The organism is Acinetobacter lwoffii, from assembly GCF_024129855.1.
Lineage (GTDB): Bacteria > Pseudomonadota > Gammaproteobacteria > Pseudomonadales > Moraxellaceae > Acinetobacter > Acinetobacter lwoffii_L.
Map to the genome: position 1 here is coordinate 1 of NZ_JAMXXC010000022.1, position 12851 is coordinate 12851.

Annotated in this window: 11 protein-coding genes; 5 read left to right on the forward strand and 6 right to left on the reverse strand. The window is 45.4% G+C overall.

Going from position 1 to position 12851, the window contains the following annotated elements; translation table 11 throughout:
• Positions 1–505 precede the first annotated feature (505 nt).
• The 3 genes from NI465_RS13225 to NI465_RS13235 all read left to right on the forward strand — a co-directional run bounded on the left by NI465_RS13225 (position 506) and on the right by NI465_RS13235 (position 3545).
• Positions 506–1960, forward strand: a complete 1455-nt coding sequence (locus NI465_RS13225; protein WP_253145647.1) for an amino acid permease — start codon at positions 506–508, stop codon at positions 1958–1960.
• Between the two features lie 371 nt (positions 1961–2331).
• The gene (locus NI465_RS13230; RefSeq protein WP_004280275.1) at positions 2332–3201 is read left to right on the forward strand and encodes an SDR family oxidoreductase; all 870 of its coding nucleotides are present in this window, start codon (positions 2332–2334) and stop codon (positions 3199–3201) included.
• 173 nt (positions 3202–3374) lie between these two features.
• Positions 3375–3545 carry a hypothetical protein gene (locus tag NI465_RS13235; RefSeq protein ID WP_004280276.1) on the forward strand — a complete coding sequence of 57 codons (171 nt, stop codon included), beginning with the start codon at positions 3375–3377 and terminating at the stop codon, positions 3543–3545.
• Positions 3546–3627: 82 nt separating this feature from the next.
• On the opposite strand, the gene NI465_RS13240 is transcribed toward NI465_RS13235, so the two are convergent.
• The 6 genes from NI465_RS13240 to NI465_RS13265 all read right to left on the reverse strand — a co-directional run bounded on the left by NI465_RS13240 (position 3628) and on the right by NI465_RS13265 (position 10865).
• Positions 3628–4689 (reverse strand): enoyl-CoA hydratase/isomerase family protein, encoded by a 1062-nt coding sequence (locus NI465_RS13240; RefSeq protein WP_253145649.1) that lies wholly within the window; start codon positions 4687–4689, stop codon positions 3628–3630.
• 25 nt (positions 4690–4714) lie between these two features.
• The gene (locus NI465_RS13245) at positions 4715–5488 is read right to left on the reverse strand and encodes an enoyl-CoA hydratase (protein ID WP_253145651.1); all 774 of its coding nucleotides are present in this window, start codon (positions 5486–5488) and stop codon (positions 4715–4717) included.
• Between the two features lie 22 nt (positions 5489–5510).
• Positions 5511–6638: an acyl-CoA dehydrogenase family protein gene (locus NI465_RS13250; protein ID WP_253145652.1), complete on the reverse strand. Its 1128-nt coding sequence runs from the start codon at positions 6636–6638 to the stop codon at positions 5511–5513.
• 59 nt (positions 6639–6697) lie between these two features.
• Positions 6698–8347 (reverse strand): AMP-binding protein, encoded by a 1650-nt coding sequence (locus tag NI465_RS13255; RefSeq protein WP_253145653.1) that lies wholly within the window; start codon positions 8345–8347, stop codon positions 6698–6700.
• Between the two features lie 86 nt (positions 8348–8433).
• On the reverse strand, positions 8434–9324 hold the full coding sequence (gene mmsB / locus NI465_RS13260; RefSeq protein WP_253145654.1) for a 3-hydroxyisobutyrate dehydrogenase: 891 nt from the start codon (positions 9322–9324) through the stop codon (positions 8434–8436).
• 11 nt (positions 9325–9335) lie between these two features.
• Entirely contained in the window at positions 9336–10865 is a 1530-nt protein-coding gene (locus tag NI465_RS13265; RefSeq protein WP_253145655.1) for a CoA-acylating methylmalonate-semialdehyde dehydrogenase, read from the reverse strand.
• Between the two features lie 177 nt (positions 10866–11042).
• On the opposite strand from NI465_RS13265, the gene NI465_RS13270 reads away from it, so the two are divergent.
• Complete coding sequence (locus NI465_RS13270) at positions 11043–11927, forward strand: LysR family transcriptional regulator (RefSeq protein ID WP_247143379.1); 885 nt, start codon at positions 11043–11045, stop codon at positions 11925–11927.
• 171 nt (positions 11928–12098) lie between these two features.
• Entirely contained in the window at positions 12099–12776 is a 678-nt protein-coding gene (locus tag NI465_RS13275; RefSeq protein WP_219309433.1) for a type 1 glutamine amidotransferase domain-containing protein, read from the forward strand.
• Positions 12777–12851: the final 75 nt, after the last annotated feature.

Below are 12851 nucleotides of genomic sequence, written 5' to 3' on the forward strand. Positions count from 1 at the left end.
ACGAGGCATAGCGAATAGTAAAATTGGGTTTGGCGATTTGATTTTACTACTTCGCTATTTTTTTAAGCTAAAAGTGTCAACACACCCTAAAAACTTAAGGATCAATACAATTATATTTTTAAAATCAAAAAGCTTTTAATTTATTTTTAAAAGGGAACGTAAACCTGCTTTTAGCCTGATATTTTAGGTAGGCTTTATTTTTCTGTAAATATGGCCTGCTTATATTTTTTATCTCTTAAGCCAATTGGCTCCTTTGAATTGCTCAAAAATGGCTCTCGTCACTTTACAACAAAAAAGAGAAATTAACTGCATACATGAACAGCATGTAACCGTACTTTAATCAAAGTGTGATCCTGTCTATAGGGCTACAAGGATTCATTTTATTAAGATTAACTTAATATTAGTCAAGCACTGATGAATTCGGTTACAGTTTCAAAGGATAAGATAGCGTAAGCCAAATAAGGAATTTTATTGCCGCTACGCTATTGATATTAAGGGAAATTATATGGCAGAACATCAACATTTCTCCAATTCCGAATCATCAAATGGCTTAAAAAACGGACTTAAATCACGCCATCTCACCATGATTTCAATTGCCGGCGTCATTGGCGGTGCACTCTTTGTCGGCTCCGGTAATGTTATCTATTCTGCAGGGCCGGCTGCACTCATTGCCTATACTCTAGGTGGACTATTAGTTTTACTCATCATGCGTATGTTGGGAGAAATGGCAGTACTGAATCCCGACAGCGGTTCATTTTCAACCTATGCAGATCGTGGAATCGGGCGCTGGGCCGGATTTTCCATCGGCTGGTTATACTGGTCTTTCTGGACGTTGCTCATGGGCTGGGAAGCTTTTGTCGCCGGGAAAATCCTAAATAGCTGGTTTCCATTTATCCCGATCTGGGGCTATATGCTTCTGGTCACTGTAGCACTGGTCTGGATTAACCTCCGTGACGTAAAAAACTTTGGTGAATTCGAGTTCTGGTTTGCTCTGATCAAAGTCATTGCCATTGTACTGTTCCTGGTGTTTGGTAGCTTGGCGGTGATGCACCTTTGGCCTTGGGGCGATGCCTCTATGCTCGGCGGTACAACTCATCTAACCGCTCAAGGCTTTATGCCCAATGGTTTTTCATCCGTCATCACAGCCTTATTGGGTGTAATGTTTGCTTATATGGGCGCAGAGATTGTCACCGTAGCAGCAGCTGAAACCAAAGATCCAGCCAAGGAAATTCGTAAGGCCGCTAATTCAATTGTATGGCGTATCATTTTATTCTATGTCGGTTCAATGCTGATCACAGTTTGCCTGATTCCACACAATAATCCTTTATTGAAAGATCCGACCTGGGGTACGTATAGTGTGGCCCTTACCGCACTCGGTATTCCGGAAGCGCGCCATATTGTTAATTTTGTCGTGCTCACCTCGGTATGTAGCTGCTTTAACTCCGCACTTTATACCTGTTCACGCATGGTCTATTCCCTCTCGAAACGTGGAGATGCCCCAAAGAGTTTTGGTTTAACCAACCGCAATAACAGCCCATGGGTAGGTGTCATCTTTTCAAGCCTGTTTTCTTTTGTGGCGATCTATCTGACTGCCACCGAAAGTATGAATATTTATGATGTCTTGATGTTAGCGACGGGTACCGTATCTTTATATGTCTATCTGGCGATTGCCATTTCTCAGCTTAAGTTACGTAAAAAACTGGAAGCTGAAGGACAAAATATTCCATTCAAGATGTGGTTATTCCCATGGCTCACTTATCTGGTCATTATCTTTATTGTCGGCGCTTTAATTACCATGATTATTGAAGGAACCTATTTTAAAGAAGTGGTTTATACCAGTGTGCTTGCATTATTTATTGTGGGCTTAGGCATCTGTGCACAAAAGTTTAACTGGGGTAAAGCCTCAGCCAAAAAGGAAAAGGCAGCACAGGCCAGAATTAATTTAAGTGATAATCTTTAATTTATTTCTATAGAAATTTTTTAAACACATCAGAATGAATAAATAAATGGAGAGTTAAAAAACTCTCCATTTATTTTATATACAAGCCCAGTAAAAAAGGCCTATGTATGTCTAGATTTTAAATCTCCGTTGATACCTCACCTTTCCTAATCAAATTTCACCTTTCAAGACCACCTCAGCTATCAAAGTGTAGCCAGAAGCTGTTTCATCAGCTTTTTCTGTTCTGGTTGCTCAACCTGATCCGTTTCAACGAATAATTGATAAATCTCGAATACATTCTGTTATGAAATGTTGAGTCCAGCCTCATTTTGCCTAAAAGCTTCTAATATATTTTTTCTTATATGGCCACAATCATTGGAATTGGAAAAGATATGAATCATTATCCTGAAACCCCAGCTTCAACTGAAACACAAGACCATCAACCGGGTGTGCAAACCAAAATGGACCCTGCACCGGAAATTATTAAACCGCATTATAAAGGCAGTGAAAAATTAAAAGGCAAAGTTGCCTTGATTACTGGTGGTGATAGCGGAATTGGCCGTTCTGTATCGGTCTTATTTGCCCGCGAAGGTGCCGATATTGCCATTTGCTATTTGGATGAAGATCAGGATGCACGGGACACCAAAAAAATGGTGGAAGATGAAGGCCGCCGTTGTCTGCTGATTCAATGTGATTTACAAGATCAAGATGAAATCAAGAAAATGGTGGAAAAGACCCTTCAGGAATTTAAAACGATTAATATTCTGGTCAATAATGCCGGGGTTCAATACCCGCAAGAAAGTATTACCGATATCTCGCCCGAGCAATTACTTAAAACATTTAATGTGAATATTCTATCGATGTTCCACCTGACTCAGGCGGTGATTCCGCATATGCAAGAAGGTGATAGCATTATCAATACGACGAGTATTACCAGTTATCATGGTCATGACCAGCTGATTGACTATGCGAGTACGAAAGGTGCCATCACCACATTTACCCGAAGCCTTTCCACCAATTTATTGAAAAATAAAACCGGCATTCGTGTCAATGGGGTCGCGCCAGGTCCCATCTGGACACCATTGATTCCGAGCAGCTTTGATGAAGAACAGCTCAAAGATTTTGGTAAAAGCACCCCAATGGGTCGTATGGGCCAGCCGAGTGAAGTAGCACCGGCGTATTTATTCCTGGCCAGTGAAGAAGCCAGTTATATTTCAGGTCAGGTGATTCATGTGAATGGCGGCAGTATTATTAACGGCTAATCGGAAAAAGAAGATAGCGGTTCTAGTTGACCGTTATCTTCATCTATTTAATCTTTAGATTTTCATATTTTTTAAAAATTTTGTTTTTATAAAATGATTCCAACAAATACTTACCCTCGTAAAAATAAGCTCTTGTTATAGTAATTTCAGCCAAACCTGATGAGGATATTAAGATGCCTAGAGGTGACAAATCAGCCTATACTGATAAACAGAAACGGCAGGCTGAACATATTGAAGAAAGCGAAAAAGAACGTGGTCATTCTGAGGAAGAAGCCGAACGTATTGCCTGGTCGACGGTCAATAAACAAGACGGCGGTGGCAAGAAAAAGAAAACGTCCCACTAAGCAGAATTCATACTGATGACGCTATAGGACACCTATAAAGACCCTTTATAATTTACTTATAGAGGGTCTTTTACCATCAAGTTTAAGTGATATTTTCGATACGCTGCTGAGTCCATGCTGGCCAGAGCTTTTCCAGTGTTTGTTCAAATTCTGCATTCTCGGTTCGCCACTGCGGATTTTTGTCTTTATCAATAATCAGCGCACGAACCCCTTCAATAAAGTCGCCCTGCTCTAACCAGACATCCTGCAAGTCCCGTTCCAGTTGCATACATTTTTCTAGCGACAAATTCTGTCCGGCTTGCTGTAACTTCAGGCTGGTTTGCTTGGCCATAACCGGACGTTGCTGCAAAATTGCCAGCATTTTACTAGCCCATTCCTGATCGGTTGAATTACTTGTATGAGCAAGACTCTGTTCAATCTCCTTGAGGTTTGGATAGCCAAAATGCTGATTAATCAGATCTGCACGTTTTTGCAGCTCGCTTTCTACCGGATGCGTAATATAGCCACTAATGATTTTCTGGATTTCAATCGAATTTAACACAGGCGCAGTAATCAACGCTGCTTCCAATTCAGCAAAACGCTCACTCGGCACATGATAATCCACCAGATCGAGATACAAGGCATCACTGCTACTGATCTGCTCCCCGGTCAAAGCCATATAGACACCGACTTCATCCAGTCGGGACAGGAAATGGGTGGCTCCAACATCCGGGAAAAAACCAATTGCGGTTTCGGGCATGGCAAAACGTGATTTTTCACTCGTAACTTTGATATGACAGGCTTGAGCCAATCCAAAGCCTCCGCCCAGTACATAACCATCCATCATCACGATCACGGCCTTTGGAAAATTACGCAAGGTGCTCAGCATCTTATATTCAGTGGCAAAAAAATCTTGATATTGGGTATTGCCGGCCTGATAACTGTCATACAGATAGCGGATATCGCCTCCAGCACAGAAAGCTTTTGGGCTGTTGGAATTGATCAGGATGGCGTGCACCTTTGGGTCATGACGCCACTGATCGAGTTGCGCCTGAATGCCCTGAATCATCGACAGGGTTAAAGCATTTAAATGGCTGGTGCGGTCCAGGCTGATAATGCCCAGACCTCCTGCGACCCGAATCGCTAAATTATTTTCATCACTCATTCTTTTTGTTCCTATTATGAATTTCTTATTGATGGATAAATTTGGCTGGGCGTTTTTCCACAAAGGCCTGCATGCCTTCCTTTTGATCGGAACCTGCAAAAATGGAATGGAATACCCGGCGTTCAAAGCGCAGGCCTTCAGCCAGGCTCACTTCAAAGGCCCGATTAATTGATTCTTTAATCATCATCACGGCAGTAAGCGATTTTTCAGCAATTTTTTCGGCAGCTTGCAGGGTTTGCTCCAGCAATTCTTCCTTGGCAAATACCCGAGCCACCAAACCACTTTGCTCCGCTTCCTGCGCCCCCATCTGCCGTGCAGTCAGGCACATTTCCATGGCTTTGGCCTTACCAATCGCCAAGGTTAAACGCTGGGTACCACCAATGCCGGGCAACACGCCTAAGGTCACTTCAGGCAGACCAAATTTTGCATTATCAGCGCAGTAAATAAAGTCGCACATCAATGCCAGCTCGCAACCACCACCCAAGGCATAGCCGCTCACTGCGGCAATTAAAGGTTTACGGCGCTGCGCAATCCGGTCGGCCAGACTAAAAAAATCGTCCAGATAAATTTGCGGAAAATTCAGATCTGCCATTTCTTTAATATCGGCACCAGCAGCAAAAGCTTTTTCCGAACCGGTAATCACGATACAACCAATTTCGGGGTCTTTTTCCAGCTGATCAAGAGCCTGATTGACCTCGACAATCAGCTGGTTATTCAGTGCATTTAACGCCTGAGGACGGTTTAAGGTAATCAGTCCAACACCGTTACGTTGTTCGAGTAAAATGGTTTGCCATTGCATGATAAAAATCCTTTTTAATTCCTTATAAACTGCGTGCAATCACCAGACGCTGAATATCGCTGGTGCCTTCATAGATCTGACAAATCCGCGCATCCCGATAGATGCGTTCAATCGGAAAATCTTTCAGATAGCCATAGCCACCAAAAATTTGTAGCGCCTTGGAACACACGCGTTCGGCCATTTCCGAAGCAAATAGTTTGGCCATGGAGGCTTCAGTCAAACAGCTTTCGCCAGCTTCCTTTTTACGTGCAGCAAAATGAACCAGTTGGCGTGCTGCTTCAATTTCAGTCGCCATACTGGCCAGCCTGAACGAAATCGCCTGCTGTTCAAAAATCGGTTTGCCAAAAGCCACGCGATCATGCGCATAGGCCGTTGCTTCTTCTAAAGCGGCACGCGCCAAACCAACGGCTTGTGCTGCAATACCGATCCGCCCGCCTTCCAGATTGGCCAAGGCAATTTTTAAACCTTCGCCTTCGGCACCGAGTCTTAAACTTTCATGAATGCGGACATCGGTTAAGGCAATCTGACAGGTATCCGAAGCATGCAGGCCGAGTTTTTCTTCCACCCGAATCACTTCATAGCCAGGTGTGTCGCGCGGCACTAAAAATGCACTCATGCCTTTTTTGCCCGCGCCTGGATCAGTCACTGCAAACACAATAATCATCCCGGCATTGTGCCCTGAGGTAATAAACTGTTTGGCGCCATTCAGAATGTAATGATCGCCATCCTTGACCGCCCGGGTTTTAATCGCGGCAGCATCCGATCCGGTATGTGGTTCGGTTAAGGCAAAGGCACCAATCATTTCACCTTGGGCCAAAGGCTTTAGAAATTGCTGCTTTTGCTGTTCCGTGCCGAACTTGAAAATCGGCACACAACCCACCGAGTTATGTACGCTCATAATCGCGGATGTTGCACCATCGGCCGCAGCGACTTCTTCCAAGGCCAGAACATAAGCCAGCGTACCTGTGCCCGAGCCGCCCCATTCTTCCGGAATCAGCATGCCTAAAAAACCCAGCTCTCCCATTTGGGCCAAGGCATCTTTGGGAAAGATGCCTTTTTGATCCCACTCGCTGGCAAAGGGTTTAATCTGTTCCTGGGCGAAGCTTTTGGCCATATCCTGAATCAGGTGTTGTTCTTCCGTTAATTGCATCGATGCTTCCTTCAATCTCTTTATTTAATCTTCTTATTCAATCTGTTGGCTTTATGAGCTTATGCAGTTTTGGATTGCTGCTTGTTGATTTCCTGATTGCGCAGTAAAAAGCGTTGAATTTTACCGCTTGGGGTTTTCGGCAATTCGGTCACAAATTCAATCAGACGCGGATAGGCATGCGCAGATAAACGCTTTTTCACAAATTGACCCAGCTCTTCCTGCAGCTCGGCAGTTGCAGGAGAATGACCAGCCAGAATCACAAAGGCTTTAATGATTTCGGTCCGCTCGGGATCCGGTACGCCAATCACCGCCGCTTCAATCACGGCATCGTGTTCCAGCAAGGCACTTTCCACATCAAACGGCCCCACCCGATAGCCCGAGGTAGTAATGACATCATCACTACGTCCCACAAAACTCATACTGCCATCGGCATGAATTTCCGCGGTATCTCCGGTTAAATAGTAGTGGCCGACAAAGGGAGATTTACGGCTTTCTTCATAGCCAGAGAACCACATCATCGGAGATTGGCTGATATCAACCGCTAAGATTCCCGGGACGTCAGCTGCTAATTCATGCCCCTGTTCATCGACAACGGCAATTCGGTAACCCGGGCTGGCAAAGCCTGCCGAACCTGAACGGACCGGATGTTCCAAAGCATGATGATTACACACCACCATCCCGACTTCGGTCTGGCCATAATGGTCATAAATCGGCACATCTAGCACCTCTTTAAACCAGCGGATCACTTCCGGATTTAACGGTTCTCCCGCACTGCTGACAACACGTAACTTACCGCGCAGCTGTGCCATTTGTGCAGGATCGGCTGCCATCATCATGCGGTAAGCGGTCGGTGCACCAGCCAGATTGGTAATGCCATATTCCTTAACAATTTCGCAGACACTTTCTGCATTAAAACCGCCTTCATAAAATAAGGTCGAGTGTCCAAGCATTAAAGGACCAGTAATCGCGTAATACAAACCGTAGGCCCAGCCGGGATCAGCAATATTCCAGAAAGCATCTTCAGGAGTTAGACCAATGGCATTTTGCATATAGCTTGCAAAAGCAATCAGCGCTTTTAAAGGGACTTTAAGAGGTTTCGCTGGTCCAGTAGTACCGGAGGTAAACATCAATAAAAATGGATCATCGACATTCAGGATTTCCAGCTCACAAGCTTCAGCCTGACGGTTTAATACCGTCCAGAAGCTGAGGTCGTGCGGATAGCGCTCTGCCTCAGTTTCGGCATGTACCGTCACAATCGGTGGACAGTTGCTGATCTCGGATAATTTGTCCCGATTCGCCAGATCAGTCACCACCAGCTTGCTTTGCGCCAGCTGAATACGATGCTCGATGGCTTTGGGACCAAAGGCCGTAAATAAGGGTTGATAGACAGCACCAATCCGCCAGGTTGCCAAAATAGTAATGATCAACTCGGGAGTACGTGGTAATAATCCGGAAACGCGGTCGCCTTTACCAATGCCTTGAGACTTTAAAAAGTTGGCAAACTGGCTGGAATATTTTTTGAGTTCGGCAAAACTATATTGTTCTTTTCTGCCATCTTTACCATGCCAGTATAAGGCAATGGCATCGGAATCGGCATGACGGTCACAGCATTCATAACAGGCATTTACTGCCTGCATTGAACCGGAGAGATACTGACTTGCAACCGCATCTAAATCAAAGTTTTGAACTGTTGTTTGATAATTTAACATGTTAAACCTCAGCCTGAATTTATCGTTATTACTGACAAGGTGTAATTATTGAAGCGAATCCTTGCTCCATCTGAATCTTTTAAGTTTTAAGCAGGTGGCGTGGCGTATTGATGCATGATGCTGGAGAAGTCCAGATGGGCATCGCCTTCCTGACACAGTTGTTGATAGAGTTTTTGTACCATGCTGCCCAGAACCACCGGCTGATCCACCTGTTGCGCTGCATCGACGGCCAAACCTAAATCTTTGAGCATCAATTGTGCGGCAAAGCCATCGGTATAACCTCGCGATGACGGCGCATTGGCACAAATATCGGGCCATGGATTATAAATTTCAGAACTCCAGCAGCGTCCGGTGGAACTGTTAATCACGCCAGCCAAGGCCTGTGGATCAATGCCCAGTTTAGCCCCGAGTGCCATCCCTTCAGCCACCGCAGTCATGGAAATCCCCAGAATCAGGTTATTACAGATTTTTGCAACCTGTCCTGTTCCCACCGCACCACAATGCACCAGATTTTTACCCATACAGCCAAGAACCGGTTTGACGGCCTCAAAGGTGGCAGCATTTGCACCGACCATGAAGGTTAAAGTGCCATCTTTTGCACCTAAAGTACCACCGGATACTGGTGCATCACAGACGCGAATCTGCTTGGCTTGCGCTGCTGCAGCAACCTCCTGAATGGTTTGTGGATCAATGGTGCTGCTGTCGATACATAAGCTGCCTGCTTGAAGCACCTCCAGAATACCGTGTTCACCTAAATAGACTTCACGCACATGCTTGGCGGCGGGCAACATGCTGACCACGATCTCCGCCTGCTTCGCGGCAGCTTGTGGACTGTCGCAGACGATACCGCCCACTTCTGCAAAATGCTGTAAAGCCACTGCACTTAAGTCATAACCAAAAACTTGATGACCCGACTTGAGCAGGTTTTGCGCCATAGAACCGCCCATGTTGCCTAAACCGATAAATGCAATCTTCATGCTGATGCTCCTTAACGCAGACTGATTGTGGTATTGACACCAGTGGTTTCCTGGTCATCTTCAAACCATCGGCTGGTAATGGTTTTGGTCTGGGTATAGAACTGCACCGCCTGTTTGCCATAAGGACCTAGATCACCCAGTTTTGAACCGCGTGAACCGGTAAAACTGAAGAAAGGCACAGGTACAGGAATTGGAATGTTAATGCCCACCTGACCGATATCAATCTGGTTCTGGAAGGTACGTGCCGTATTGCCATTCTGGGTGAACAGTCCAACGCCATTACCAAATGGATTAGCATTAATCAGCTCAATGGCTTGTTCTAAAGTATCGACATGCATGATCGCCAGTACCGGACCAAATACTTCTTCTTTATAAATGCGCATATCGGTCGTGACCTGATTAAAAATCGTTGGCCCGACAAAATTGCCTTTTTCATAGCCCGGAACCTGTACATCACGGCCATCGAGTAGCAGTTCGGCGCCTTGTTCAACGCCACTGTTAATTAAATCAATGACACGCGCTTTGGCACGGGTTGAAATCACCGGTCCAACATCGGTATTCGGTTCATGCCCGGCATTCACCTTTAAGGTTTTGGTTTTATTGACCAGTTCATCGACCCAGTGCTTGGTCTCACCGACCATCACCGCCACCGAAAGTGCCATACAACGCTGACCTGCTGCACCAAAAGCTGCACCGACCAACGCATTTAAGGTCTGTTCTTTATTCGCATCTGGCATTACCACGACATGGTTTTTAGCGCCCATCATAGACTGCACACGCTTGCCGTGCTGGCCTGCCAGGTTATAGACATGCGTACCGACCGCGGTTGAACCAACAAAAGAAATCGCTTTAATGTCGCGATGGGTACACAGTAAATCGACCACTTCTTTGCCGCCATGTACTACATTCAGTACGCCAGCCGGTACACCGGCTTGAATCGCTAACTCAACCAGCATCATGGTCGATAGCGGATCCTGTTCTGAGGGTTTTAATACAAAGGTATTGCCGCAGACAATCGCCATCGGGAACATCCACAGTGGAATCATCGCCGGAAAGTTAAACGGGGTAATTCCTGCACAGACACCCAATGGTTGCTGCAAGGTATAGGTATCGACACCGCGTGCCACACCTTCAATATACTCACCCATTTGTAGTGAACCGATCGAACAGGCATACTCCACCACTTCCAGACCGCGCTGAATATCACCTTCGGCATCGGCCAGAGTTTTCCCCTGTTCTGCTGTTAAGACCTGGGCAATACTTTTTAAATTCGTACGAATCAGATCCTGCAGCTTCAGCATGATGCGCATGCGTGCCTGGATCGGGGTTTGGCGCCAGCTGGTAAAGGCATTTTGCGCAGCCGCAATCGCAGCATTGACTTCTTCTGTAGTAGCAAATGGCACCTGCCCCAAGACTTCCTGAGTGGCAGGATTAACAATATCTTGCCAATGGCTGGTTTTTGATTCGACAAATTCACCATTAATGAGAAGTTTTGCGGTGGTGAATCCGGTACTTTGCTGTGGATGAGAAATGGCGTTCATGGTCGCTCCGTGCTGGTTTGTTATTGTCGTTGTATCTGCCTTTACTGGCTTTTATTTAACGTATAATTTTTACGCTGTTTCAGCAGACTAACAAAGAACACTTTGACCACCAATAGAAAATGATGCACGATGATTGTGCAAATTTGCACAGGGATTTAACAGGATGTTAAATAGAAGATGAAAGTGGATTGGGATCATTTACGTTTCTTTTTAGTTTTGGCACGTGCTAAAACGCTTACCAATGCAGCACGCTTGATTGGGGTTGAACACAGTACCGTGGCACGGCGGATTCAGGCCCTGGAAAATACCCTCGGTACTCAACTGTTTAAGCGCGAAGCCACCGGTTATGAACTGACCTCGGAAGGTCTGGCACTGGTACCGCGTGTGGAACAGATGGAGCAGTCCTTTATCCAGATTGACAAGCGCCACGACCCTTTGCAAGGTCGGGTCCGGATTGGTGCGCCAGAAGGTTTTGGTACGGCATTTTTAGCCCGTCTTTTGGCAGAATTTTCCCAGCATTATCCTTTGCTGACCATTGACCTGATTCCGGTACCGAAAGCGATCAAACTTTCACATCGAGAAGCCGATATTGTGATCGCGATTGACCGGCCCAAATCTGGCCCCTATATCATTACTCGTTTGTCTAACTACTGCCTGAAACTGTATGGCAGCCAGCATTATTTACAGCAAAATCCGGAAATTAAAAAACTGGAAGACCTCAAACAGCACCGTTTTGTCGATTATATTGATGATCTCGTCTATAGCACTGCACTGTATTCGCTGGAGCGTCTTCCCTTGCAGGTCAGTGCCTGTTTTCGCAGTAATAGTATTCTGGCGCAGGAAATTGCGGTTCGTGCAGGTGCTGGACTGGCCATTTTGCCGAAATTTCTGGTCAATGATAAAAGCGAACTCAAAGAGGTTTTGGGCGATCAGGTCAGTTTTACCCATACTTTCTGGATGCTGACGCTGGTCGATCTGCAACATGAACCAAAAATTAAACTGGTCTGGGATTTCTTGCGTAAACAAGCCGATCTTCAGCAAGACCTGTTAATGGGCAGATGAATATTGAACACACTGTTCACTTTGCAAGGCTACGTACTTTAGTTAAATCAACTGAAACAACAACGTATCGATACAGCAAATGAACGTATCACAACATTCCTGACGCTCATGACTTGTTAAATTAACAGTCGATCATTCGCGATGTTTTTTAATGAGCTACAGGAAAATAATATGAAAATCTTGATGGTACTGACTTCACATGACCAGCTGGGCGATACTGGCAAAAAAACTGGCTTCTGGTTGGAAGAGCTAGCTGCGCCTTATTACACCTTTGTTGATGCAGGCGCAGAGGTAGTTTTGGCATCTCCTGCAGGTGGTCAGCCACCACTAGATCCGAAAAGTAATGAGCCGGATGCGCAAACCGAAACCACCAAACGCTTTGAAGCAGATGAAGTGGCCATGCAGGCACTTGCCAATACGCATAAACTGAGTGAAGTCTTAAATCAGGATTTTGATGCTGTATTCTATCCGGGTGGTCATGGACCACTATGGGATTTGGCCAAAGACCAGAATTCCATTTCTTTAATTGAGCAAACCTTGCAGGCAGATAAACCTGTTGCGCTGGTCTGTCATGCTCCGGGTGTCCTGCGTGATGTAAAAGATGCCAAAGGCCATTCGATTGTAGAGGGCAAGACAGTCACCGGTTTCAGTAATACCGAAGAAGACGGTGTGGGTTTGACAGACATCGTTCCGTTTTTAGTTGAAGACATGCTGAAAGAAAAAGGTGGGAAATATTCTAAAACTGAGGACTGGCAGGTATACGTGCAACAAGATGGTCTGCTCATTACTGGACAAAACCCCGCCTCTTCTGCTGCAACGGCTGAAGCTTTATTAAAATTATTAAAGTAGAAGTTAATCTAAAATTCGTATTAACCCTTTAGATCGCTTCTTTTTGAATAAGAAAAACCCTGAATGATGCAAGAT

Coding starts and splice junctions, on each gene's coding strand:
- NI465_RS13225 (WP_253145647.1), top strand. CDS start 506: ATGGCAGAACATCAACATTTCTCCAATTCCGAATCATCAAATGGCTTA.
- NI465_RS13230 (WP_004280275.1), top strand. CDS start 2,332: ATGAATCATTATCCTGAAACCCCAGCTTCAACTGAAACACAAGACCAT.
- NI465_RS13235 (WP_004280276.1), top strand. CDS start 3,375: ATGCCTAGAGGTGACAAATCAGCCTATACTGATAAACAGAAACGGCAG.
- NI465_RS13240 (WP_253145649.1), bottom strand. CDS start 4,689: ATGAGTGATGAAAATAATTTAGCGATTCGGGTCGCAGGAGGTCTGGGC.
- NI465_RS13245 (WP_253145651.1), bottom strand. CDS start 5,488: ATGCAATGGCAAACCATTTTACTCGAACAACGTAACGGTGTTGGACTG.
- NI465_RS13250 (WP_253145652.1), bottom strand. CDS start 6,638: ATGCAATTAACGGAAGAACAACACCTGATTCAGGATATGGCCAAAAGC.
- NI465_RS13255 (WP_253145653.1), bottom strand. CDS start 8,347: ATGTTAAATTATCAAACAACAGTTCAAAACTTTGATTTAGATGCGGTT.
- mmsB (WP_253145654.1), bottom strand. CDS start 9,324: ATGAAGATTGCATTTATCGGTTTAGGCAACATGGGCGGTTCTATGGCG.
- NI465_RS13265 (WP_253145655.1), bottom strand. CDS start 10,865: ATGAACGCCATTTCTCATCCACAGCAAAGTACCGGATTCACCACCGCA.
- NI465_RS13270 (WP_247143379.1), top strand. CDS start 11,043: ATGAAAGTGGATTGGGATCATTTACGTTTCTTTTTAGTTTTGGCACGT.
- NI465_RS13275 (WP_219309433.1), top strand. CDS start 12,099: ATGAAAATCTTGATGGTACTGACTTCACATGACCAGCTGGGCGATACT.